Genomic DNA, 23,495 nt, shown 5'->3' on the forward strand with positions numbered 1-23,495 from the left:
GGCCGATTTCGTGGTGGACGGGACGGCGCGCGAGCCGGGGGAGCAGGGACCGCGGCCGGTCCGGCTGCATCGCAGACTGGCCCACACCGATCTGGCGGGCGTGAGCGAAGTGCGCGGCGCGTTGCGGGAGTTCCTGCGCTACCGATGGCGGCCGGAGTCGGCCGAGGTGGCGGAACTGCTGCTCAGTGAGTTGGTGACCAATGCCCTGATCCATACGCGTCACGGCGCGGTCGTCACGGTGAATGTGGCGCCCGCCAGACTGAGGGTGGAGGTGCGTGACTTCGTGTCCGGGCTGTCCTCGTCGTACGTACCGAACGCCGACGACGGTACGCACGGCCGAGGGCTGGTCCTGGTGCGGAATCTCGCGGATGCCTGGGGGGTCGGCGCGCAGGCGTTGGGCAAGGTCGTCTGGTTCGAACTGGACGGCGAAAGGCCCTGAGAGCCCGGGAGAACCGGGCCGTCAGGGCCTTGTGCGGCGGACGGATCAGCCGAACTGCTGCTCCAGGTCCTTCAGTTTCCGCTCCAGCGAATCGAGCCGGGGCAGTGCCTGGGTGTCGTCCTCGGCGGTGAGGTCGACGGTGATCGGTTCACCGGGGTTTCGGTCCGATGCCTCTCGGGCCGGACCCGTCACGGCCTGCAGGGAGGGCCGTGCACGCAAGGGCAGTTGTCCCGGCTCGGATAGGGCAGGCTCCACGGTGGACTGAGCGGAAGCCGTCGACGGGGCGATGGCCTGGACGTCCACCTGGGTCCCACCCCGGCCGACCCGGCGCCAGGCCCGGTTCTGCCGGTTCAGTGCCTTGATGCGGGCCCGGTCCAGCTTGACCTGGTCCTTCCTGCGCAGACGGTTCTGCTCCTTCTCCCGCCGGTCCTCACGTACCTCCTCGACCGCCTCGTCCAGAGTGCGTACGCCCTCCAGCAGCATCAGCGACCAGGCGCCGAAGGTCTCCCGGGGGGCGCGCAGCCACCGTACGATCCGGATCTGCGGCAGTGGACGGGGCACCAGGCCCTGCTCGCGCAGCGCGGCCCGGCGGGTCTGCTTCAGTGCCCGGTCGAAGAGCACGGCCGCCGAGAGCGACATCCCCGCGAAGAACTGCGGCGCGCCGGCGTGGTCGATGCCGCGCGGGGCGTGCACCCAGTTGAACCAGGCGGCCGCACCGGCGAACAGCCATACCAGCAGCCGAGAACCGAGCGCCGCGTCACCGTGACTGGCCTCGCGCACCGCGAGCACGGAACAGAACATGGCGGCCCCGTCCAGGCCGAACGGAACGAGATACTCCCAGCCACCGGAGAGGCCGAGGTTCTGCTCGCCGAAACCGACGAGCCCGTGGAAGGAGAGCGCCGCGGCGACCGCCGCGCAGCAGAACAGCAGGACGTACGAGGCGGTGGCATACAGCGCCTCCTTGCGTCTGCGACGCTCCTCGCTGCGTTCCCAGCTGTCGTCGGCAGCGGAATTGTCAGCGGCACGCTTGCCGCGTACGACCACCGCCACCGCCGCCAGGACCCCCACGAGCAGCACGGCGCCCGGAAGCAGCCAATTCAGCGATATGTCGGTCAGTCTCATGCGCGGTCCCTTGCGTCGCGTAGGGCATTTCGGGCGCCATGATTGCCGAAACCCCGTCATGCTCAGGGGGTTTCGGGGCAAGAGAACGCCATTGGGTTGGCAGGGCATACGGATAACCGAGATCTGATCGAATATCCGTATGCGGCCAGTGATCTGCGTTCGAATAGTACTACCCGTACGAGGGGCGTGGATCAGTGAGCGGGCGTCAGTTTCCGTACCCGGTCCGCATCGCAGGTGCGGGGGCAGGTGACGCAGGTGTCCTCGGGGCGCAACGTGTAGAAGAGGCAGCAGCTCGTCCGGTCCCGGGTGGGCAGTGATTCGCCGTTCGGACCGGTCAGTTCACGGAAGCCCGCCGAGCCGACGTACGGCTTGATGGTGCCGGGCAGGAGCTCCTCCAGCTCGGTCATCGCCCGTCGCTCCTCCCCGAGCAGATGGGCGATGTACCACAGGCCCTCGACGACCTCGTCCGTCGCCATCCCCCACAAGGCCCTCCTGCCGCGCCGCATCCGCGGACCGAAGCCGTTCAGTACCGGGCCGATGTGCTCGGCCACCGACGCCAGCACCTCGGCCCGCAGCGCCGCCTCGTCGGGAACGACGCGGGCGCCCGGCAGTCCGGCGGCCGGATCGTCGGGAAGGCAGGCGAACTCCCTCAGGCGCACCGTGAGATGGCCCAGCGCCCGCTGGAACGCCACATCCTCGACGGGGATCCGGGGGACCCGCCGGTGCAGGAACCACGGCACCGTCACCAGCAGGCAGGCGGGCCAGGCGTACCGGTGCAGCCCGAAGCCGGCGACCACATCGGGACGCGGCTGCTGCCCGTGGTCCCGCAGCACCTGCGCGTGGTCCCGGGCGAGGAAGGCGTCCAGCGCGGCACCGCCCGCCGCGAGCTCGTGCGCACCCACCCAGCCGGCACCGCGGGGAGCGGCCTCCTCGTCCGTCAGCACCTCTGCGCGCAGACCGGGGAACACCTCGCTCAGGCGCGCGTACGCGCCCGTCACGGCGGACGCGGTGGTGCCGGGAAGAAGGACGGGGAGTGTCATGCAGGGACCACCGAATCGCGATCGTTTGCAGGTAAGCCTTACCTTACCCGAACGGATCGATGTTTGAACTGCGGCCTGCTCCGCCTATGGTGCACAAGGGGCATGGCGCACGCGAGCCGCGCCCACGGCAGGCCGGGGAGGTCCGAGTGGAGCAGGGCAGAGCGCGTGAACAGGCACGGCCGTCGTACTCGTCCGCCGCGTCCGCGACCGCCTCTTCGTCCGTGCGGGTGCCCGATGCGCGGGTGCCCGAGCAGGCGCGCGGCGAACACACACACGGCGAGCCGTCCGCCCCGCGGCCGGTGGTGCAGCGGCACTCCGTACGCGGTCAGATCCTGGACGCCCTGCGCGTCGCGCTGGTGGACGGTCAGCTGGTCCCGGGACAGGTCTACTCCGCCCCGGCTCTGGGCGCCCGCTTCGGGGTCTCCGCGACGCCGGTGCGCGAGGCGATGCAACAGCTGGCCATCGAGGGTGCCGTCGAGGTCGTACCGAACCGCGGTTTCCGTGTCTCCCGGCGGGGCCCGCGCGAGCTGGCCGAACTGGCGGAGGTGCGGGCCCTGATCGAGGTCCCCGTCATGCTGCGGCTGGCCCGCACCGTGCCGTCGGCCCGTTGGTGCGCCCTGCGCCCGTTGGCCGACGCCACCGTGGCGGCCGCCGCCGTCGGCGACCGGGCCGGCTACGCGGAGTCCGACCGCGCCTTCCACGGCGCCGTCCTCGCCCTCTGCGGCAACGAGCAGTTGGTGATGGTCGCCGACGACCTGCACCGCCGCTCCCAGTGGCCGCTGGGGGACAACCCCGCCACCCGCCGCGCCGACCTGCTGGCCGACGCCGCCGAGCACACCGCCCTGCTCGACGCGCTCATCGCCCAGGACCTGGCCGTCGTGCAGTCGCTGGTACGCGAACACTTCACCGGCGCCGAGAGCTGAACCGGACGCTGCCGCGGGCTCCGTCGGCCTCGCCGTGGGAACGGGTTACGCTACGCCTCTGATCACATGATCATTCTTAGGGGCGGGAATGGCAGGAAGCCGGGCGTCGAGACCGGTGTCCGGACTGCTGATGGCGGCGGTGGTGCTGGGCGCAGGCGGCTGTTCACAGGCGGCCGGCCGGGGTGCGACCGTCCCGGCGGGCGAGAGCCCGGTGGCCACGTCCGCACAGCCGTCCGTGACACCGTCGCCGATGCCCACGGGCACCCCCGTCGCGACACCGGGACACACGCCCGTCGCGAAGCCGTCCGAACCGGCCCCGGACGCCTCGCACACCGTCGCCGTCGTGGTACCGCCACGGAAGGCCGCGCCGCCCAAATCCCCGGTCCCGCCCCCGCGACGGGACAGCGGCGGATCACGGGACAACCCTCCCGCCGTACCGCAGAACCCCAACCGGGGTCCCCATCCGCCGCCCGCCCCGGACCGCCCGTCTCCGACACCGGAGTGGAGCGGCGCCGGCTGGAAGCCCGGTGATCCGGTCGTGGATCTCACCTGACGTGCGGAGGAGGAGCCGGGAACGCTCCCGCCCCTCCTCCGGGCGGTGCCGCGGATTCAGTTCGCCTCGGCCGTCTGCGGGGGCGGCGGGTCCAGGTGCGGAGCCAGCCAGGTCGGTACGCCGCCGAGCAGCCGGAAGAGCCGGCCCGCCTCGGCGCGCAGCCGGGTCGCCGCCTCGGGCTCGGGCTCGGAGTCCGCGAGGGCGATGAGGGCCGGAGCCGTCCCGATCAGGTAGCCCAGCTCCTCCCTGATCCGCAGGCACTCGGCGAAGCCGTGACGCGCCTCCGCCAGTTCGCCCTCGCGCAGGGCGAGCAGGGCGAGATGGCGCCAGGTCGAGGAGAGCAGCAGCGCGTCCCCCTGGGCGGTGGCACCGGCGTGGGCCCTGCGGTAGGCGGCCCGCGCGGCCTGCGGCGAGTCGGCGATGTTCTGCGCGATCAGGCCTCGGCGGAAGTCCAGCAGCGGGCGGCCCGGCGCGGACGGGGCGAGCAGCGCGGCGGCGCGGCTCAGGGCGACGCTGGCTTCGTCCGCCCGGTCCCGGACGCCCAGAAGTGTCGACGCGTACGCCAGATGGCCGCGTTCGCAGGCCGCCGCGCCGCGTTCGGCGTCGTCATGGGCCAGTGCCTCGGCGGTGCGCAGGGCGTCCTCGGCGTCGGTCCAGCCCTGCCCGGTGTACAGGCACCGTTCGGTGAGCAGCGCGGTCCGCTGGAGTGCCGCCGCCGGATCGGTGACGGCGTCGTGTTCGAGCAGCGCGGCGGCGTCCGTCCAGCAGGCGCGTGACCGCAGGCGCCATACCGCTGTCTGGAGCGGCGGATCGTCATCGGCTGTCGTTCCGGAACCAGACATGGCGGTATGCGCCACATTGCCCTCCCCGAGCGCGCCATCGAGCTGTTGAGTCTGGCCGCATCTCAGCACGGAATGGCACGCCGGGCCAAGGGGTCGGGTCAATGTCAGGTGAAAGATTTCACAAACGAGCCGACATGCCCGCAGGGGAGGTGGCGCCCGGAAGTCAGCTCATGCGCAGGGCGAGGAAGAAATCGAGCTTGTCCTCCAGGCGCGAAAGGTCACGCCCCGTCAACTGCTCGATTCGCCCGACCCGGTAGCGCAATGTGTTGACGTGCAGATGGAGCCGGGCGGCGCAGCGCGTCCAGGAACCGTCGCAGTCCAGGAACGTCTCCAGCGTCGGGATCAGCTCCGCGCGATGGCGCCGGTCGTAGTCGCGCAGCGGGTCGAGCAGCCGTGCGGTGAACGCGCGGCGCACGTCGTCGGGGACGAACGGCAGCAGCAGCACGTGCGAGGCCAGCTCGTGGTGCCCGGCCGCGCAGACCCGGCCGGGCCGGGCCGCCGCGACCCGGCGGGCGTGCCGGGCCTCCTCCAGGGCGCCGCGCAGTCCCTCGGGCGAAAGCACGGCCGCGCTGACACCCAGTGTCAGCCGCCCGTCGTCGGCGAGGCCCGCGGAGAGCGGCTCGCGGACGGCGGCGAGCAGCACACCGGCGTGCAGCGCGGGGTCGGCCTCGGCGGGCGCGCCGGACGGCGCCGCGCCGGGCTCGCCGCCCGAAGCGGGCACGGTGACGGCGGGCAGCGGTACGAGCGCCACGGCCTCGTCGCCGGTGTGGGCGACCGCGATCCGGTCCGCGGAGTCGGTGCCGGTGACCGCCGGGTCGACCAGGATCTCCTCCAGCAATGCCTGGGCCACCGGGCCGCCCGCGACGGCGGGGCCGGAGCCGGCCTGGCCGCCCGTGGCGGGGGAGCCCGCCGCGTCGCCCCACTCGACGCGTGCCACCACGACCTGCCAGTGCGGCGCCGCCCCGAGCCCGGGGAGCAGCACCGGAGCGGCGACCCGCAGCCGGGCGGCGATCTCGGCCGGCGGCGCGCCCGTCTGGACCAGCTCCAGGACTTCCTGGGCCAGCCTGCGGCGTACCGTACGGGCCGCGTCGCGCCGGTCCCGTTCGACGGCGATCAGCTGGGTGACGCCCTGGAGCAGGTCCAGCCGGGCGGGCGGCCAGTCGCTCGCGTCCGCCTCGACCGCGAGCAGCCAGTCGGAGAGCACCGACTCGCGCACATCCCGCGAGGCCGGCACCGCGCCCCGCCCGGTGTTCCGGATCGGGAAGAGCGAATACGTGATGCCGTCGACCGTGGTGCGGTGCGGGGCCCGGCGGCCGCCGCGGGTGGCGGCCAGATGGTGGCCGGCGAGCGCCGCGCCGACCGGCCCGGCCAGCGGCGCGTCTCCGGCGCCCGCGATCTGCCGCCCGGTGGGGGAGAGCACCCACGCGTGCAGGTCGAGATCGGAGCCCAGCAGATCCAGCACCACCTCGGGGCCGCCGCCCGCCGGGCCCGAGGTCATGAGCCTGCGGTGGCGGTCCACGACGGCGGCGAGATCGCCCGCACGCTCGCCCGACACCTGGCGCACCACATGCTCGGTGATCGTTGCGAACGCGACGGTCTCATGGACGGCGAAGAGCGGCAGCCGGTGTCGTCCACAGGCCTCCACCAGATCGCCGGGGACGTCACCGAGCTCCGCCTCGCCGGCCGCGAGCCCGGCGACCCCGGCACCTGCCAGGATGCGTACGAACGGCTCCGAATCCGTCGCGTCCCGGCGCCAGGCCAGACCCGTCAGGACCAGCTCGCCGCCCGACAGATAGCGGCTGGGATCCCGCAGGTCGGTGGTCATCACGCCACGGACGGAGCGGTCCAGCTCGTCCTCGCCGCCGAGCAGCCGCAGGCCCAGCGCGTCGGTCTCCAGCAGTGCGCGCAGCCGCATCTCGTCGCCGCCGATCTCTTTCGTTGGTGCGGGTGAAAACTGGGTATTGCGGTGAGGTTACTGATCCCCGCCATTCGTTCGAATCTACAAGACGGAGAGAGCGGCCAGCCAACTCCTTCATGGTTTCGGTGACTGCACCGGGTGGAGCACGGCTTGTGTACTTGGCCCCACACCGCGTTAACAACACATGAACGACCAGTCGAGGGCCGGCCGTCCCCAGCCCCAGCGAACGACCGATTGAGAAGAAGAGAGCCACTCATGGACTTCCTTCGCCCCGCCAGCTGGGAGGAGGCGCTCGCCGCCAAGGCCGAGCACCCCACGGCTGTGCCCATTGCGGGTGGCACCGATGTGATGGTCGAGATCAACTTCGACCACCGGCGGCCCGAGTACCTCCTGGACCTCAACCGCATCGGAGAACTGTCCGAATGGGAGGTGGGCCAGGAGAGCGTACGGCTCGGCGCCTCCGTACCGTACAGCCAGATCATGGAGCACCTGCGCGCCGAGCTGCCCGGACTCGCGCTCGCCTCGCACACCGTCGCCTCGCCGCAGATCCGCAACCGCGGCGGCGTCGGCGGCAACCTGGGGACCGCCTCGCCCGCCGGTGACGCCCATCCGGCGCTGCTCGCAGCGGGCGCCGAGGTCGAGGCCGAATCCGTACGCGGGACGAGGATGATCCCGATCGACGCCTTCTACACCGGCGTCAAGCGCAACGCCCTCGCCCCGGACGAGCTGATCCGGGCCGTGCACATCAAGAAGGCCGACGGGCCGCAGCAGTACTCCAAGGTCGGCACCCGCAACGCGATGGTCATCGCCGTCTGCGCCTTCGGCCTGGCCCTGCACCCCGAGACCCGCACGGTGCGCACCGGCATCGGCTCGGCCGCCCCCACGCCCGTACGGGCGAAGGAGGCCGAGGAATTCCTGAACGCCGCGCTCGAAGAGGGCGGTTTCTGGGACAGCCGAACGATCATCACCCCGTCCATCGCCTCGCAGTTCGCCGCGCTCGCCGCCGGTGCCTGCAACCCGATCGACGATGTGCGCGGCACCGCGAGCTATCGCAGGCACGCGGTAGGGATCATGGCCCGCCGCACCCTCGGCTGGACCTGGGAGTCGTACCGCGGCAACGGCCGCAGCACCGAAGGAGCTGCCTGATCATGCGCGTCAATTTCACGGTCAACGGCCGCAGGCACGAGGCGGACGACGTCTGGGAGGGCGAGTCCCTCCTCTACGTGCTGCGTGAGCGGATGGGCCTGCCGGGCTCGAAGAACGCCTGCGAGCAGGGCGAGTGCGGATCGTGCACGGTCCGCCTGGACGGTGTCCCGGTCTGCTCCTGTCTGGTCGCCGCGGGGCAGGTGGAGGGCCGCGAGGTCGTCACCGTGGAGGGCCTCGCCGACTTCGCGGCCCACCGTTCCCAGGAACACCCCGGCAGTGGCTGCGCCTCCGGCGCCTGCGGCACCGCACTCGACAAGGCGCGGCGGTGGGAGGCCGCGCCGGCCGGCGAGGAGAGCCGGGACACCGGCGAACTCTCACCGATCCAGCAGGCGTTCATCGACGCCGGAGCCGTCCAGTGTGGCTTCTGCACCCCCGGCCTGCTGATCGCCGCCGACGAGCTGCTCGAACGCAACCCTGAGCCGTCCGACGCGGACATCCGTGAGGCGCTCTCCGGCAACCTCTGCCGCTGCACCGGCTACGAGAAGATCCTCGACGCGGTCCGCCTCGCGGCCGCCCGCGCGGAAGAAACGGTCTGACGATGGGCGTTACCGGCAACCCCACCAGCATCAACCAGGGCACCCGCACCAAGGGCGGCATCGGCGAGTCCACGCTGCGCCCCGACGGCATCCTCAAGGTCACCGGAGAGTTCGCGTACTCCTCCGACATGTGGCACGAGGACATGCTCTGGGGCCACACGCTGCGCTCCACGGTCGCGCACGCCGAGATCGTCTCCATCGACACCTCGCAGGCGCTCGCCATGTCCGGTGTCTACGCCGTACTCACCTACGACGACCTGCCGGCCTCGGTGAAGAACTACGGGCTGGAGATCCAGGACACCCCGGTCCTCGCCCACGGCAAGGTCCGCCACCACGGCGAACCGGTGGCGCTCGTCGCCGCCGACCACCCGGAGACGGCCCGCCGCGCTGCTGCGAAGATCAGGATCGACTACCGCGAGTTGCCCGTCGTCACCGACGAGGCCTCCGCCCTCGCACCCGACGCGCCCCTCGTCCACGAGGGCCGCGACGACCACCACGCGGGGTACGTACCGCACCCCAACATCGTCCACCGCCAGCCCATCGTGCGCGGCGACGCGGACGCGGCGGCGGCCCGTGCCGATGTCGTGGTCAGCGGCGAATACGTCTTCGGCATGCAGGACCAGGCCTTCCTCGGCCCCGAGTCCGGTCTGGCCGTGCCCGCCGAGGACGGCGGCGTCGACCTGTACGTCGCCACCCAGTGGCTCCACTCCGACCTGCGCCAGATCGCTCCCGTCCTCGGCCTGCCCGAGGACAAGGTCCGTATGACGCTCTCCGGAGTCGGCGGCGCGTTCGGCGGCCGCGAGGACCTGTCGATGCAGATCCACGCCTGTCTGCTGGCCCTGCGCACCGGCAAGCCGGTCAAGATCGTCTACAACCGGTTCGAGTCCTTCTTCGGCCATGTGCACCGGCACCCCGCCAAGCTCTGGTACGAGCACGGCGCGACCCGCGACGGCAAGCTGACCCATATGAAATGCCGCATCGTGCTGGACGGCGGAGCATATGCTTCCGCCTCACCGGCCGTCGTCGGCAACGCCTCCTCGCTCAGCGTCGGCCCGTACGTCATCGACGACGTCGATATCGAGGCGATCGCGCTCTACACCAACAACCCGCCGTGCGGCGCCATGCGCGGCTTCGGCGCGGTCCAGGCATGCTTCGCCTACGAGGCCCAGATGGACAAGCTGGCCGCCGAACTCTCCATGGACCCGGTCGAGTTCAGGCAGCTCAACGCCATGGAGCAGGGCACCCTCCTGCCGACCGGACAGGTCGTCGACTCGCCCGCACCGGTCGCCGAACTGCTGCGCCGGGTCAAGGCGATGCCGCTGCCGCCCGAGCGCCAGTGGGAGTCGGCCGGCGAGCAGGCCGACGTACGGGCCCTGCCCGGCGGGCTCTCCAACACCACCCACGGCGAAGGCGTCGTACGCGGCGTCGGCTACGCGGTCGGCCTGAAGAACGTCGGATTCTCCGAGGGCTTCGACGACTACTCCACGGCCCGGGTGCGCATGGAGGTCATCGGCGGCGAACCCGTCGCGACCGTGCACACCGCCATGGCCGAGGTCGGACAGGGCGGCGTCACCGTCCACGCCCAGATCGCCCGGACCGAACTCGGCGTCGCCCAGGTCACCATCCACCCGGCCGACACACAGGTCGGCTCGGCCGGCTCCACCTCCGCCTCCCGGCAGACGTATGTCACCGGCGGCGCAGTGAAGCACTCCTGCGAGGCCGTGCGCGGACGCGTCCTGGAGATCGGCCGTCGCAAGTTCGGTACGTACCACCCCGCGTGGGCCACCGCCGAACTGCTCCTGGAAGACGGCAAGGTCGTCACCGACGGCGGCGAGGTGCTGGCCGACCTGGTCGACGTACTGGAGGACGAGGCGGTCGACATCGAGCTGGAGTGGCGCCACCGGCCCACCGAGGCGTTCGACCTCCGTACCGGACAGGGCAACGGCCACGTCCAGTACTCCTTCGCCGCCCACCGCGCGGTCGTCGAGGTCGACACCGAACTCGGTCTGGTCAAGGTCATCGAACTGGCCTGCGCCCAGGACGTCGGCAAGGCACTCAACCCGCTGTCGGTCGTGGGCCAGATCCAGGGCGGCACCATCCAGGGAATGGGTATCGCCGTCATGGAGGAGATCGTCGTCGACCCGAAGACCGCGAAGGTGCGCAACCCCTCCTTCACGGACTACCTGCTCCCCACCATCCTCGACACGCCGACCATCCCGGTCGATGTGCTCGAACTCGCCGACGACCACGCCCCGTACGGGCTCCGTGGCATCGGTGAGGCGCCCACCCTGTCGTCGACCCCGGCCGTCCTCGCGGCGATCCGGAACGCGACGGGCCTGGAGCTCAACAGGACACCGGTACGACCCGAGCACCTCACGGGCACCTGAGTCACAGCTCCCCCCGAACCCTCCGGGCGGTGCGTGCCTCCCAGGAACGTCACACTTCCGTCGCCCGCACCGCCCGGAGATCCCAAGTGCCGTACGGAATACGGCCGTTGTTCCACCGAGCAGTATCGCAGTACCTGCACATTCCACTCTGCATGAACAGTTCGTCTCGGGCCGTCCCCCGGGTCGTGCCGCCAGCGCAGTCATCCCAAATCCCGCATATCGATTCTTCATCGCGGGTGCCCCTGTGAACCTTGGGAGTCAGGCATCATGACCCAGCAGTCAGTGGAGTCCGAGACCACCGCGGAGGAAGCGGGCCACGGCTCGCGCGTCCCCGCCGGAAGATCTTGGCTCGACCGGTACTTTCACATATCCGAACGAGGGTCCACCGTCGCGCGCGAAGTGCGCGGCGGCGTCACGACCTTCATGGCCATGGCGTACATCCTTCTGCTCAACCCGCTGATCCTGTCCGGCAAGGACGTAGCGGGCGACACACTCAGCCAGAAGGGTCTGATCACCGCCACCGCGTTCGCCGCCGCACTCACCACGCTCCTGATGGGCTTCGTGGGCAAGGTGCCGCTGGCCCTCGCCGCGGGCCTGTCGGTCTCCGGTGTGATCTCCTCGCAGGTCGCCCCGGCGATGACATGGCCGCAGGCCATGGGCATGTGCGTGATGTACGGCGTAGTGATCATGCTTCTGGTCGTCACGGGCCTCCGTGAGCTGATCATGAACGCGATCCCGCTCGCGCTCAAACACGGCATCACGATGGGCATCGGCCTCTTCATCGCCCTGATCGGCCTCTACAAGTCCGGCTTCGTGCACACCGGCAAGGCCACCCCGCTCGCCCTGGGCCCCACCGGTGAACTCGCCGGCTGGCCGGTCCTGCTCTTCGCGGGCACCTTGCTCCTGATCTTCATGCTGCAGGCGCGCAACACCCCCGGCGCGATCCTGATCGGCATCATCACCGGCACGATCGTCGCGATGATCCTCAACGCGCTCGACGTGATCAACCCCGAGCAGTGGGCCAGCGGCGCCCCCGCACTGCACGGCAGCGCGGTCTCGACGCCCGACTTCTCGCTCTTCGGGCACGTCGAGTTCGGCGGCTGGGGGTCCGTCGGCGCCATGACGGTCGGCATGATCGTCTTCACGCTCGTCCTCGCCGGGTTCTTCGACGCGATGGCCACCATCATCGGCGTCGGCACCGAGGCCGAGCTCGCCGACGACAAGGGCCGCATGCCGGGTCTGTCGAAGGCCCTGTTCATCGACGGCGCGGGCGGAGCCATCGGCGGCATCGCGGGCGGCTCCGGCCAGACCGTGTTCGTCGAGTCGGCCACCGGCGTCGGCGAGGGCGCCCGCACCGGCCTCGCCTCGGCCGTCACGGGACTGTTCTTCGCGGCCTGCCTGTTCTTCACGCCGGTCACCGCGATCGTCCCGCAGGAGGTCGCGTCCGCCGCGCTCGTCGTCATCGGGGCCATGATGATGATGAACGCCCGGCACGTCGACTGGGCCGACCGCGCCACCGCGATCCCGGTCTTCCTGACCGTGGTCCTGATGCCCTTCACGTACACCATCACCACCGGTGTCGCGGCGGGCGTCATCTCCTGGGTCGCCATCAAGATCGCCCAGGGCAGGGCCCGGGAGATCGGGGCCTTCATGTGGGGCCTGACGGTGATCTTCCTCGTGTACTTCGCGCTGCATCCGATCGAGGGGTGGCTGGGCGTCCACTGACGCGCCCGAACAGCCCTTCACACAACCGCTGAGGAGACCGACAGATGCTGGACATCGCCGCAGAGCTCAACCGGTGGGTCGAGCAGGGACGAGACTTCGCCGTGGCCACCGTCGTGGCGGTCGGCGGCAGCGCGCCCCGGCAGCCCGGAGCCGCCCTCGCCGTCGACCGCGACGGCACGGCGATCGGATCGGTCTCCGGCGGGTGTGTGGAGGGCGCGGTGTACGAGCTGTGCGAGCAGGCCCTCGACGACGGCGAGACCGTGCGGGAGCAGTTCGGCTACAGCGACGAGGACGCCTTCGCGGTCGGTCTGACCTGCGGCGGCATCATCGACATCCTGGTGACACCGGTCCGTGCGGACGATCCCGCACGGGCCGTGTTCGCCGCAGCTCTCGCCACCGCCGCACGGGGGGAGGCAGCGGCGGTGGCCAGGGTCACCGAGGGGCCCGCGGAACTCCTCGGCCGCCCCCTGCTCGTCCGCCCCGGCGGATCGTACGAGGGAGGGCTCGGCGGGCATCCGGAGCTGGACCGCACCGCGGCGGCCGATGCCCGCGCGATGCTGGACGCCGGCCGCACCGGTTCCCTCACCATCGGCGCCGACGGTTCGCGCTGCGGACAGCCGCTCACCCTGCTCGTCGAATCGAGCGTCCCACCGCCCCGGATGATCGTCTTCGGGGCCATCGACTTCGCCTCGGCGCTGGTCCGGGCGGGAAAGTTCCTCGGGTACCACGTCACCCTGTGCGACGCCCGCCCCGTCTTCGCCACGAAGGCCCGCTTCCCCGAGGCCGACGAACTGGTCGTCGAATGGCCGCACCGCTATCTCGCGGCCACCGATGTCGACGCGCGCACCGTCCTGTGCGTTCTCACCCATGACGCCAAGTTCGATGTCCCGCTGCTGGAACGGGCGTTGAGACTGCCGGTGGCGTACGTCGGCGCGATGGGCTCGCGCCGCACCCACCTGGAGCGCAACGACCGGCTGCGCGACATCGGCGTCACGGAGCTGGAACTGGCCAGGCTGCACTCGCCGATCGGCCTCGACCTCGGCGCCCGTACCCCCGAGGAGACCGCGCTGTCGATCGCCGCCGAAATCGTCGCCGACCGGCGCGGCGGCAGCGGCGTGCCGCTCAAGGGCGCGCACACCCCGATCCACCACGAAGGCGGCCGGCCGCCGAACGGAGTGATCACGTCCGTGGCCTGAACCGTTCCCTGAACCACGACTGATCGTGGGCGGGTTGCCGCCACGGCGGCTTCACGCCAGGTGTGAACTCGTCCGTAGCCGTGCTTTTGCCGGTAGATCAGCTGCATGACATTCACACCCTCCTCCGCTTCCGGCCGGGCGAGACCCGCTCGTGCGGGTCGCCGGGCTCTGCTCATAGCGACTTCGGTCGCTCTGGTGAGCGGCGCGCTGCTTCCCGCGGCGGGCTCCGCCTCCGCCTCTGTCCCCGCCTCTTCGGCGGACCGGCCCGGGTCCCTCGGACGCCAGGCCGCCGCACCCCTCGAGGACCCCGTCAAGGAGTACGACATCACCCTGCTCACGGGCGATGTCGTGCACTACACGGACGGCGTCGGCAAGCAGGACACCGTCACCGTGGACCGCCCCGACGGCGCGGTCGGCGGCGTGCACGTCCAGCAGGCCGGTGACGATCTCTACGTCCTGCCCGACGAGGCCGGCTCCCTGCTCGCGGCGGGGAAGCTGGACCGCCGGCTGTTCAACGTCTCGGCTCTCGCCCGGATGGGGTACGACGACAAGAGATCGGGCGGCATCCCGGTGATCGCCACCTACCCGGCGAGCCGGGGCCGTTCACTGCCCGCCGCCCCGCGCGGCGCCAAGAAGATCCGCACCCTGGACAGCATTCACGGTGCCGCGCTGAAGGCCGGCAAGGACACCGTCCGGGCCTTCTGGAACGACATCGCCCGCACCTCCACGGCCCGGTCGCTGGACAACGGCATCGACAGGCTCTGGCTCGACGGCCGGGTGGAAGCAGCGCTCAAGGACTCCGTTCCGCAGGTCAACGCTCCCCAGGCATGGGCCGAGGGATATGACGGCAAGGGTTCCAAGGTCGCCGTCCTGGACACCGGTATCGACGCCACCCATCCGGACGTCAAGGACCGCATCCTCGAAACCAAGAGCTTCGTGCCGGGCGAGGAGGTCGTCGACAAGAACGGCCACGGCACGCATGTCGCCTCCACGATCGCGGGCTCGGGCGCCGCGTCGGAGGGGGTCAACAAGGGCGTGGCGCCGGGCGCCGGGCTGATCATCGGCAAGGTGCTCGGCGACTCCGGATCCGGTGAGGACTCCGGCATCATCGAGGCCATGGAGTGGGCGAAGGCCGAAGGCGCCGACGTCGTCTCCATGAGCCTCGGTTCCAGCATCCCGGACGACGGCTCCGACCCGATGTCGCAGGCCGTCGACGCACTCTCCGCCGACGGCGGGCCGCTCTTCGTGATCGCCGCGGGCAACTCCTACGGCGCGGGCACCATCGGCTCGCCCGGCTCGGCGCAGAAGGCCCTGACCGTCGCCGCCGTCGACAAGAAGGACAAGCGCGCGGACTTCTCCTCGATGGGCCCGCTCGTCAGGTCCTACGGCCTGAAGCCCGACCTGTCCGCACCGGGTGTGGACATCAACGCCGCGGCCTCGCAGTCGGTCCCGGGCACGAACGGGATGTACCGGTCGATGTCCGGTACGTCGATGGCGACCCCGCACGTCGCGGGCGCCGCAGCCATTCTGAAGCAGCGTCACCCCGACTGGTCCGGCCAGCGGATCAAGGACGCGCTGATGAGCTCGTCGAAGAGGCTCGACGCCTACACCCCGTACGAGCAGGGAACCGGCCGGCTCGACGTGAAGGCGGCGGTCGACACCACGATCGAGGCCACCGGATCCGTCGAGGTCGCCTCCTACCAGTGGCCGCACTCAGCGTCGGACCCGGTCGCCCGGCGGACCATCACCTACCGCAACACCGGGGCGAAGGACGTCACGCTCGACCTGGCCATGGACACGGACGCCGAGGCCTACACCCTGTCGACGAAGCGGCTGACCGTCCCGGCCGGTTCCACCGCCGAGGCCGTGCTCTCGCTGGACCCGTCGAAGGTCGCGAACGACACCCGGTTCTCCGGTCAGGTCATCGCCACGGACGCGGCGGGCACCACCGTCGCGCACACCGGATTCGCCCTGTACAAGGAGCAGGAGCTGTACGACCTGACGCTCAGGCTCCGTGACCGAGACGGCAAGCCGATGGACGGTCTGGTCGTCTTCGGCGCGCTCGGCGACCCGAACCTGAACGTCGTCCAGGTGTCGGGCGAGTCCACGCTGCGGCTGCCGCCGGGCAATTACACCGCCTGGACCGCCGCTGACATTGCCGGCGACCGCGCCGACTCGAAGGCCGTGGCATTCCTCGCTGCCCCCGAGACGATCCTCGACAAGGCGACCACGGTCACCCTCGACGCGTCCAAGGCCCACAAGGTCAGTGTGCGGACCCCGAAGGAGACCGAGACCCGACAGCTGCGATATGACATGGCACGTACCGCACCGGACGGCACCGTCCAGCGCGACGCGTACCAGATCCCGTTGACCTACGACCAGCTGTGGGCCGGCCCCACCAAGAAGGTCACGCAGGGCAGCTTCTCCTTCCTGACCCGCTGGCGGCAGGGCGAGAAGCAGCTGGATGTGTCGGCCGACGGCCGTGACGTGCCGGTCTTCCCGCAGGGTGGTGCGGCCATAGCCGAAAACGGTGAGAAGAAGCTGGCCGGCGTCTTCGCGGGCAACGGCGCCGTGGCCGACTACGAGGGTCTGAACGTCAAGGGCAAGGCCGTCGTCATCCGCAGCAGTGACGCGGTCGCTCCCGCCGACCGGCTCGCCAACGCCGTGGCCGCGGGCGCCGGGGCACTGTTCGTCGTCAACGACGGCGACGGCGTCCTGATGGAGAGCTACACCCCCTATGGGACCAAGGGAACCATTCCTGTCGCCTCGGTCCAGCGCCTGGCAGGCGAGGACCTGATCAAGGCGGTGAAAGCCGACCGCAAACTGACGATCGCTCAGCACAGGTTCGCCCGCTATGTGTACGACCTGGTCGACCGCCACGACGGTACCGTCCCGGACCGTTCCCTGGAGTTCGCCCCGTCGGTCCGTCAGCTGGCGAAGGTGGAGAACACCTTCTACGGCCACAAGGACATGCTCGGCGGAGGCTACCGCTACGACATCCCGGACTACGGCCCGGGCCTCGGCTTCGAGGAGTACGAGAAGTTCCCCGGCACCCGCGACGAGTGGGTCACCCCTCTCCCGGGCGCCTCCTTCTGGTACGAGAACCACTCGATCCTCGACGCCACCGAATCGGACAGCGCGCAGGAGATGCGCAGCGGGGAGCTGGACTACACGGCGGGCCGCACCTACCCCGCCCAGTGGTTCGCGCCGGTCACTCGTCCGCGTCTGGGTACCGGCTACTGGGGTCCGTTCCGTTCCGTCTACAACGACATCCAGTTCAACTTCACCCCGTGGACGGACTCGGGTGCGGGGCACTCGGGCTCCATGCCGGAGGACGAGTACGCCACCACCACCACCGCCTTCTACCAGGGCGACACCCTGATCAAGAAGGTCAAGGGCCGGGCCGGATTCGCCTGGGACGTCTCGCCCGAGAAGCTGCCGTACCGCTTCGTGCTCGACTCCACCCGGGACGGTGACACCTGGAAGACCTCCACCCGTACGCACACCGAGTGGAACTTCGTCTCGGGCGCCATGGACGAGAACGGCCCGTACCAGGCCGACATCCCGATGCTGCAGCTGGACTACAAGGTCGACACCGACCTCGCCGGTGACGTCGAGTCCGGCAAGTGGACCGAGATCGCTCTCACCTCCGGTACGCAGGAGTGGCTGGAGGGTGCGGTGAAGGCCACCAAGGCCTCGCTGTCGGTCAGCTACGACGACGGCAAGACCTGGGAAGAGGTTCAGCTGCGCAAGGACGCGGCCGGTTCCTGGACCGCCAGGTTCAAGACGCCGAAGGCGGGCAGCTCCTTCGTTTCGCTGAAGGCGCACGCCGAGGCGGCCGACGGGCTGGGCGTCGACCAGGAGATCACCAGGGCGTTCGGCCTGAAGTGATCTGCTGAGGTTCGCTCTTGAGGCGTGCGACGCACCCCGGCCGGGGTGCGTCGCACGCCTCTTTCCATGCTCCCTTCATCACCTCGGATCGCATCTGCATTTCTCCGACGCGAATCCCGCACTTTCTCTCGACCGGACTCTGGCCGAGGGATTCCGGCTCGATATTCCCTCCGGTACGTCCCTGCGGTTCGAGCACGCTCCCGCACACCGTCAACACCGTCGCCGAACACCTCGACATGCTGATGGTCTGTCACCACCTCAACCCGCGCGTCCCCGAGGACCTCGCCTGCGCGGAGTCCCGCATCCGCTCCACCACGATCGCCGCCGAAGACGTCCTGCACGACATCGGCAGAACCGGCCGTCGCGGCGGGCCTGACCCGCGACAGCGTCCCCGCACTGCTGCGTGCCCGGCTGCACACCACGGCCGTCACCGAGGCTGCGGCCGCGGTACTCGCCCTGCGGGCAGCCCGGCAGGACCCGGTGGGGTGTTCGGGCAGGCTCCACTGCGCCGTCGCACCGTCCTGCAACCCTTTCCTCCCTGGACGCGTCCGAGTCAGCAGACCCGATTGACCGCTGGGTGATCCGAGATGGGGGAGTAGTGTCCGATACAGAGATGCGGTTGGCTCAGGAACGCAGGTTCGTCGAGCTCAGGATCGAGGCGCTGCGTGAGGCAATCGAGCAGGGCCGGGCGGAGCCTGGCGACGCGGGCCGACTGGCGACGGCCATGTACGAGCTCAGGTCGATGGTGCTGAGCCCGGTCACCGACGAGGAGTTGCTTGAGACCGTGCGCTGGGCGCGCGCCGCCGACCTGAGCGATCCGAAGCCGCTGGAGGTCCTGGTCGGGGCGCTCTGTGTGGCCCGGGTACGGGCCGGTGACTCTCGGTGGGACGCCGAATTAGACGCAGCTACACGGGAGTTGGAGGCGCTGGCGCCGCATGCACCCGTACTGGACACGGTCCGCCGGGCACGGAGCGATCTTCAGTCGCTGCTGGAAGACAATCGCGCGCGGCCCCGGGAGCCCGGTGCATGAAGGACCCCGCCGAGCGCCTCGTCGACGAACTCCTCGCCGCCACGTCGCTCCTCCAGGCGGAGTCCCTGCTTTTCGACAACGCCGGCGTGTGCGCGTGGGACAAACTCTGGGGGGTGCTCCTGCTGCGCAGGGACCGGTTCCATGCGGACGGGCGCCGGGCCGCCGAGCAGGCCGCTCTCCAGGTGGTGCGGCTGGTGGAGGAGAGTCGGGGCACCTGGGAGCTCCTCGCGCACCGGCGCGGGCAGCGTACCCGGATCGACGAGGTCTTCCCGGTCGCCCCCACGGAACCGCGCATGGTCCTGGAACGGATAGTGCTGGAACACCTCGACCGCGGTGACCTGGAAGCCGCGCTCGTCAGCGCCCGGAAAACAGACGCCCTACCCTGCACGAACCGGGACGAGCAGGCGCGAATCGCTCAGGTGCGGGTGCATCTCGCCGATGCGCTGCAACGTGTGCACCGCAACCGCGAGGCGCTGGATATCATGGAGTCCTTCGACGCCGACCCAGAGGGCCCGGACCTGCTGCCGCACGGCGGCCCGGCCTACCTTGCGGCCGCTCATCTCCATCTCAGGCGAGGGTCGTTGTGCCAGAGCCTCGGGCTGCACGGCCGCGCGCGGCACGCCTTCACGAGTGCCTGCCAACTGGCCGAGCCGATCGGCGACGACCTGGTGGAGGCGCTCGCTCGGACGGGGCTGGCCGATGCCTTCTCCGCAGTGGGCAGGCACCGCGACGCAGTTCGCGAACACCGCCGGGTCATCGACCTCATCCAGACCCGGCGTCCCGACGAGGACGTGGCGCTGGCCCACGCGCTGAACCACCTCGGTGAGGCTCTGCGCCTGGCCGGCGACGCAGCGGGGGCCCGCTCCTGCCACCAGCGCGCGCTGGAGCTGGTGGGCGGCCAAGAGGGCTGGGCTCTCGTCGAGTCAGCGGCCCGGTTCGGGCTGAGCGACGCGGCCCTGGAGTCCGGCAACAGGGAGGAGATGGTGGAGAATCTCTTTCAGGGCTTCATCGTTACGGTCACGCCCGATCTGCAGGCGATCGGCACCGGACTGAGTCGGCTCGCCTCTCGGCTGACCCAAGACGTCCCGGAGACAGACCTGCTGATCTCGCTCGCTGAGATCTTTCGCGACGGCTTCGCCCGCCCGAAAGGACCCTCCTCGCCCGAGTACCGGCGGGTCTCGCTGCTCTTTGATCGCGCGCTGGCCCTCCAGCACCGTCGACAGGGGCGACTTCGGGAAGCAGCGACCCTGCTCAGCCGTCTTCGCCAGCAGACGCAGGAGGATCCGGAGCAGTTTCAGTACCATGCAGTGACGGCCGACCTGGCCGAGACGCTGGCAGCCGGTTCGCACGCAGACCGCCAACTCGCCGTCGATCTGCTGTGGCAGTCGCGTACAGCACTCCTGCGCCGCCTCGCCGCAGCGGCGGACGCGGACACCAGCGTCGCGGACCCGCAGAGCATGCGGGCGGCCGTCCAGCAGCACCGGGCGCTCCACCATCTCCTCGCGGACCTGCTGCTCGATCACGGACGGGAACTGCGCTTGCCCAGCGCCCGATCCCCGGAAGAACTGGCCTTCGACATCCACGAGGAGATCGCGCAGCCTGGACGCCGCACCGGGTTCGCGTCCGTTCGCGAGCGCCTGCGGGGTATGCCTTCGGCCGAGCAATGCACGTTTTTGGCACTCTTCCCCGGAGAGGACCAGACCACGGTCTTCACTTACGTCCCGGCCACGGACGCGCTCCGCGTGAACCGGGTGCCCATCGGACACAAGCAGCTCACTGACGCGGTCACCGACCTGCACCGCGCCTTCGACGGCGACCCACACACCTTCCCGCCGCTGCCCCCACTGCATCCGCGCCGGCCATGGCGTCGACCTACCCCATTCCTCGACTCGCTCACGCCCCTGGTCGCGGCCTTCCTACCGTACGTGCGCCACCGGGAACTCCTGCTCGTCGCCGGGGAAGGGCCGATGCAGAGAATCCCACTGCACGCCGCCCCGATGCCGGACGGCCGACCGCTCGCCGCTGCCCACGCCGTCGTCCGGGTGCCACACCCCCAGGCTCTGGTCACCGGTGGCAGGCCCCGACCCACGACAATCGGTACCCGGCCGGTGTTCTGCGCGGGCGTGGCCGCGCGGGAGGACCCCGCCCCGGAGCGTTTCGAGAACGACGCCGACCTGCTGGCCGTCCCCTCCTGGTCGGTGGACCGGCTGACCGGGACGGCTGCGGACCGGCAAGAGGTCCTCCGGCGCCTGGCCACAGCCCGGATCGCCCACCTCACCTGCCACGGATACTTCGACCGGCGCGAACCTCTGGACTCCGGACTCCTGGTATCCCATGACGGGAAGCTTCCGAGCAAGGCCCCCGGGCAGCTCTCGGTCCGCGCGCGTCTCGACCACCTGATCACGGTCCGGGAATTTGCCCACTATGTACTGGACCTGGACCTCCTCACCCTGCGTGCCTGCGCCACCGGCTACGACGAGTTCGCCGCCGGCGACGTCGAAGACCTGGTGGAGGCGCTGCTGAGGTCGGGCGTCGGCACCGTAGTGGCCGCGCTGTGGAACGTCGACGAGACGAGCTCCCGACGCTTCCTCACGGACTTCTACCAGCACCTGGCCACCGCCCCGCACCGGCCGGTCTGGCGCGCCTTTTGGCAGGCGCAACGCAACATGCTCGCGCGGCCGGACTACGACTGGCAGGCCCACCCCTACCACTGGGCAGCGCTGTCCCTCTCCGGCGATTGGAGCCGACTGTGACCACTCCGCCCGAACATCCCGAGGAATCAGGCATGTTGACCGTCCGCTCGGTGCAGCTGTCCCTCCAGGAGATCGCCGAGGACCTCGGTGGTTCCGACCCGACCCACACGCCCCTGGACGCCTCCGAGGCCCAAGCTTTGATCGAGGCCCTGCTCCGTGCGGGCGGCCGATCGCCCGAGGCCGTGGCCGCAGCGCTGGAGGGCGTGCACGACCATGCCGCCGCACGCCGACTGCTTGCCGAGCTGTCCCATGACGCCGAGACAGCGCAGCTCACGGCGGCCGTCCTGGCCGATCCGCCTGCGGACGAGCAGATGAGCGTGGAGCATGCCGGCGCCGCCGCAGTGCTGTTGGGCGCCCTGGTGTCCTGGCTTCAGACGAAGATAGACATCGAGATCAAGCGCACCGAGGGGAAGTCGGAGTTCCGCTTCCGGGTGACCAAGCAGGCGGCGTCCGCCAGCCTGCTCCGCGATCTGGCTCGCCTGGTCTCCCGAATCCTCAGCGGCCCTCCACAGTGACGCCGCCGAGCCCTGGCCGGCCCGCTTCGGGTCTCCAGCCCGGCGACGCCCTTGGTCCTGCGAGTGGGCCAACGTCTGTTCGGGTCTCCGTGGGCTCCGCGTGAGGCCGAGCGCAGCCCGGTGATGGTGTTCGTGCACGGCGGCGGGTTCGTGGCAGGCTCGACCAGCGCAGCCCTGTACGACGGCGCCGCGTTCGCCCGCGACGGTGTGGTCCTGGTGACGCTCAACTACCGCCTCGGCATCGCTGGTTTCCTGGACCTGCCCGACGCGCCGGCCAACCGTGGCCTGCTCGACGTCATCGCCGCGCTGCGCTGGGTCCGGAGCAACATCGCGGCCTTCGGCGGCGATCCCGACAGCGTCACCCTCTTCGGCCAGTCCGCAGGGGCCACGATCGCTGGTGCGGTCCTCGCCACGCCCGCGGCAGCAGGGCTTGTCAAGCGCGCGATCGTGCAGAGCGGCAGCGGACTCGGAGCGTTCTCCCCCGAGCAGGCCGCACGGGTGACGCGGACGGCCGCGGCGGCGCTCGGTGTCGCGCCGACGGCCGCTGCCTTCGCGGACGTCCCCGACGAAGGGCTCGTCGAGGTGGTGCCCGAGCTGGGTGGGCTGGACCTGCGGACAGCCGATCGGTCAGACCCTCTCATGGGGCTCAGCCCGTTCAGTCTCGTACTGGAACGCCAGCCGGCCGAGAGTCCGCTGGCGGACGTCGACCTGCTCGTCGGCACCAACGCGGAGGAGGGGAACCTGTATCTCGCACCCCAGGGCAACCTGACGACCTCCACCGCGGAAGACGTACGTTTGACCGCCGCCGCCCACGGCGACCCCGGCCCACTCGTCGCGGCCCACCGGGACCGGTATCCGGCCGCCGGGTACGGCGAGGTGCGCTCAGCAATCCTCGGCGACGCACTGTTCGGTGCCGGCAGCCGGAGACTGGCCGAGGCGCACGGCCACGCCCACGTCTACGAGTTCGCCTGGCGTTCACTCGCCATCGACGGCCGGCTCGGCGCCGCACACACGGTGGAGCTTCCCTTCGTGTTCGACCGACTCGGCCTTCCGGCGCTGCGCGGGCAACGAGGACTGCTGGGGCCGGCCGAACCGCCTGCCGCGCTGGCCGAAGAGATGCATGCGACGTGGGTCGCGTTCGCCCGGACCGGCGACCCCGGCTGGCCACCGTTCACCCGGGAACGACGGATCCGTCGATTCGACGGAGGCGGGAGCAGCTGACCGGGGCACGTGAAGCGGAGACCCTCGCGAACCGAGGACATCGTGCGGCGCGTCGATCCGACTGGACCAGCAACAGTTGGCCGTGCGCTTTCACGAGCGTGTGTAACGGCCGCCGAGGGAGCGGGACATGGACGGTGCGGGACGGCCGGGAGGCCGTCCGGACCCCACGATGCTCTCGGCGACGTGCCGGGGTACTCG

General features: G+C 70.6%; 17 protein-coding genes and 2 pseudogenes. 15 read left to right on the top strand and 4 right to left on the bottom strand.

What is annotated here, in order from left to right:
• Positions 1-76: 76 nt before the first annotated feature.
• Positions 77-439, top strand: a complete 363-nt coding sequence (locus tag ACF1B9_RS16845; protein ID WP_391740762.1) for an ATP-binding protein — start codon at positions 77-79, stop codon at positions 437-439.
• Between the two features lie 45 nt (positions 440-484).
• Here the strand turns inward: ACF1B9_RS16845 and ACF1B9_RS16850 are convergent, their stop codons facing one another.
• Both ACF1B9_RS16850 and ACF1B9_RS16855 read right to left on the bottom strand, forming a co-directional pair.
• The gene (locus ACF1B9_RS16850; RefSeq protein WP_391740584.1) at positions 485-1,561 is read right to left on the bottom strand and encodes a DUF2637 domain-containing protein; all 1,077 of its coding nucleotides are present in this window, start codon (positions 1,559-1,561) and stop codon (positions 485-487) included.
• A gap of 191 nt (positions 1,562-1,752) precedes the next feature.
• A complete protein-coding gene (locus ACF1B9_RS16855) occupies positions 1,753-2,601 on the bottom strand; it encodes a (2Fe-2S)-binding protein (RefSeq protein ID WP_391740585.1) in 849 nt (282 codons plus the stop codon).
• 146 nt (positions 2,602-2,747) lie between these two features.
• Here ACF1B9_RS16855 and ACF1B9_RS16860 point away from each other — a divergent pair, with 146 nt between their 5' ends.
• Together ACF1B9_RS16860 and ACF1B9_RS16865 are read left to right on the top strand one after the other, a co-directional pair.
• Entirely contained in the window at positions 2,748-3,524 is a 777-nt protein-coding gene (locus tag ACF1B9_RS16860; RefSeq protein WP_391740586.1) for a GntR family transcriptional regulator, read from the top strand.
• An 88-nt stretch (positions 3,525-3,612) separates the two neighbouring features.
• The gene (locus ACF1B9_RS16865; RefSeq protein WP_391740587.1) at positions 3,613-4,077 is read left to right on the top strand and encodes a hypothetical protein; all 465 of its coding nucleotides are present in this window, start codon (positions 3,613-3,615) and stop codon (positions 4,075-4,077) included.
• 56 nt (positions 4,078-4,133) lie between these two features.
• Here ACF1B9_RS16865 and ACF1B9_RS16870 read toward each other — a convergent pair whose 3' ends face one another.
• Together ACF1B9_RS16870 and ACF1B9_RS16875 are read right to left on the bottom strand one after the other, a co-directional pair.
• Positions 4,134-4,919 carry a hypothetical protein gene (locus tag ACF1B9_RS16870; RefSeq protein ID WP_391740588.1) on the bottom strand — a complete coding sequence of 262 codons (786 nt, stop codon included), beginning with the start codon at positions 4,917-4,919 and terminating at the stop codon, positions 4,134-4,136.
• Positions 4,920-5,082: 163 nt separating this feature from the next.
• Positions 5,083-6,834 (bottom strand): PucR family transcriptional regulator, encoded by a 1,752-nt coding sequence (locus ACF1B9_RS16875; RefSeq protein ID WP_391740589.1) that lies wholly within the window; start codon positions 6,832-6,834, stop codon positions 5,083-5,085.
• 258 nt (positions 6,835-7,092) lie between these two features.
• On the opposite strand from ACF1B9_RS16875, the gene ACF1B9_RS16880 reads away from it, so the two are divergent.
• The 12 genes and pseudogenes from ACF1B9_RS16880 (at position 7,093) to ACF1B9_RS16935 (ending at position 23,297) form a co-directional block, all read left to right on the top strand.
• A complete protein-coding gene (locus ACF1B9_RS16880) occupies positions 7,093-7,983 on the top strand; it encodes a xanthine dehydrogenase family protein subunit M (RefSeq protein ID WP_351073722.1) in 891 nt (296 codons plus the stop codon).
• Positions 7,984-7,985: 2 nt separating this feature from the next.
• Complete coding sequence (locus ACF1B9_RS16885; protein ID WP_391740590.1) at positions 7,986-8,579, top strand: (2Fe-2S)-binding protein; 594 nt, start codon at positions 7,986-7,988, stop codon at positions 8,577-8,579.
• A 2-nt stretch (positions 8,580-8,581) separates the two neighbouring features.
• On the top strand, positions 8,582-10,966 hold the full coding sequence (locus ACF1B9_RS16890) for a xanthine dehydrogenase family protein molybdopterin-binding subunit (RefSeq protein ID WP_391740591.1): 2,385 nt from the start codon (positions 8,582-8,584) through the stop codon (positions 10,964-10,966).
• 267 nt (positions 10,967-11,233) lie between these two features.
• A complete protein-coding gene (locus ACF1B9_RS16895; RefSeq protein ID WP_391740592.1) occupies positions 11,234-12,691 on the top strand; it encodes an NCS2 family permease in 1,458 nt (485 codons plus the stop codon).
• A 44-nt stretch (positions 12,692-12,735) separates the two neighbouring features.
• Entirely contained in the window at positions 12,736-13,887 is a 1,152-nt protein-coding gene (locus tag ACF1B9_RS16900; protein WP_391740593.1) for an XdhC family protein, read from the top strand.
• Between the two features lie 105 nt (positions 13,888-13,992).
• On the top strand, positions 13,993-17,778 hold the full coding sequence (locus tag ACF1B9_RS16905; RefSeq protein WP_391740594.1) for a S8 family serine peptidase: 3,786 nt from the start codon (positions 13,993-13,995) through the stop codon (positions 17,776-17,778).
• Between the two features lie 94 nt (positions 17,779-17,872).
• Positions 17,873-17,923, top strand: a pseudogene (locus ACF1B9_RS16910) (hypothetical protein); the annotation flags it as partial.
• Between the two features lie 49 nt (positions 17,924-17,972).
• Positions 17,973-18,128, top strand: a pseudogene (locus ACF1B9_RS16915) (amidohydrolase family protein); the annotation flags it as partial.
• A 263-nt stretch (positions 18,129-18,391) separates the two neighbouring features.
• Complete coding sequence (locus tag ACF1B9_RS16920) at positions 18,392-18,808, top strand: hypothetical protein (RefSeq protein ID WP_391740595.1); 417 nt, start codon at positions 18,392-18,394, stop codon at positions 18,806-18,808.
• On the top strand, positions 18,805-21,561 hold the full coding sequence (locus ACF1B9_RS16925; protein ID WP_391740596.1) for a CHAT domain-containing protein: 2,757 nt from the start codon (positions 18,805-18,807) through the stop codon (positions 21,559-21,561). Before ACF1B9_RS16920 ends, ACF1B9_RS16925 begins: the two co-directional genes overlap by 4 nt.
• A gap of 32 nt (positions 21,562-21,593) precedes the next feature.
• Positions 21,594-22,076, top strand: a complete 483-nt coding sequence (locus ACF1B9_RS16930; protein WP_391740597.1) for a hypothetical protein — start codon at positions 21,594-21,596, stop codon at positions 22,074-22,076.
• Positions 22,077-22,139: 63 nt separating this feature from the next.
• The gene (locus ACF1B9_RS16935) at positions 22,140-23,297 is read left to right on the top strand and encodes a carboxylesterase family protein (protein WP_391795921.1); all 1,158 of its coding nucleotides are present in this window, start codon (positions 22,140-22,142) and stop codon (positions 23,295-23,297) included.
• The last annotated feature ends 198 nt before the right edge of the window (positions 23,298-23,495 follow it).

Source organism: Streptomyces sp. NPDC014727 (genome assembly GCF_043083485.1).
Lineage (GTDB): Bacteria > Actinomycetota > Actinomycetes > Streptomycetales > Streptomycetaceae > Streptomyces.

Bases quoted from the DNA above. Each gene is read 5' to 3' on its own strand.
- ACF1B9_RS16850 (WP_391740584.1), bottom strand. From the start codon at position 1,561: ATGAGACTGACCGACATATCGCTGAATTGGCTGCTTCCGGGCGCCGTG.
- ACF1B9_RS16855 (WP_391740585.1), bottom strand. From the start codon at position 2,601: ATGACACTCCCCGTCCTTCTTCCCGGCACCACCGCGTCCGCCGTGACG.
- ACF1B9_RS16865 (WP_391740587.1), top strand. From the start codon at position 3,613: ATGGCAGGAAGCCGGGCGTCGAGACCGGTGTCCGGACTGCTGATGGCG.
- ACF1B9_RS16870 (WP_391740588.1), bottom strand. From the start codon at position 4,919: ATGTCTGGTTCCGGAACGACAGCCGATGACGATCCGCCGCTCCAGACA.
- ACF1B9_RS16875 (WP_391740589.1), bottom strand. From the start codon at position 6,834: ATGCGGCTGCGCGCACTGCTGGAGACCGACGCGCTGGGCCTGCGGCTG.
- ACF1B9_RS16880 (WP_351073722.1), top strand. From the start codon at position 7,093: ATGGACTTCCTTCGCCCCGCCAGCTGGGAGGAGGCGCTCGCCGCCAAG.
- ACF1B9_RS16885 (WP_391740590.1), top strand. From the start codon at position 7,986: ATGCGCGTCAATTTCACGGTCAACGGCCGCAGGCACGAGGCGGACGAC.
- ACF1B9_RS16890 (WP_391740591.1), top strand. From the start codon at position 8,582: ATGGGCGTTACCGGCAACCCCACCAGCATCAACCAGGGCACCCGCACC.
- ACF1B9_RS16895 (WP_391740592.1), top strand. From the start codon at position 11,234: ATGACCCAGCAGTCAGTGGAGTCCGAGACCACCGCGGAGGAAGCGGGC.
- ACF1B9_RS16900 (WP_391740593.1), top strand. From the start codon at position 12,736: ATGCTGGACATCGCCGCAGAGCTCAACCGGTGGGTCGAGCAGGGACGA.
- ACF1B9_RS16905 (WP_391740594.1), top strand. From the start codon at position 13,993: ATGACATTCACACCCTCCTCCGCTTCCGGCCGGGCGAGACCCGCTCGT.
- ACF1B9_RS16920 (WP_391740595.1), top strand. From the start codon at position 18,392: ATGCGGTTGGCTCAGGAACGCAGGTTCGTCGAGCTCAGGATCGAGGCG.
- ACF1B9_RS16925 (WP_391740596.1), top strand. From the start codon at position 18,805: ATGAAGGACCCCGCCGAGCGCCTCGTCGACGAACTCCTCGCCGCCACG.
- ACF1B9_RS16930 (WP_391740597.1), top strand. From the start codon at position 21,594: ATGTTGACCGTCCGCTCGGTGCAGCTGTCCCTCCAGGAGATCGCCGAG.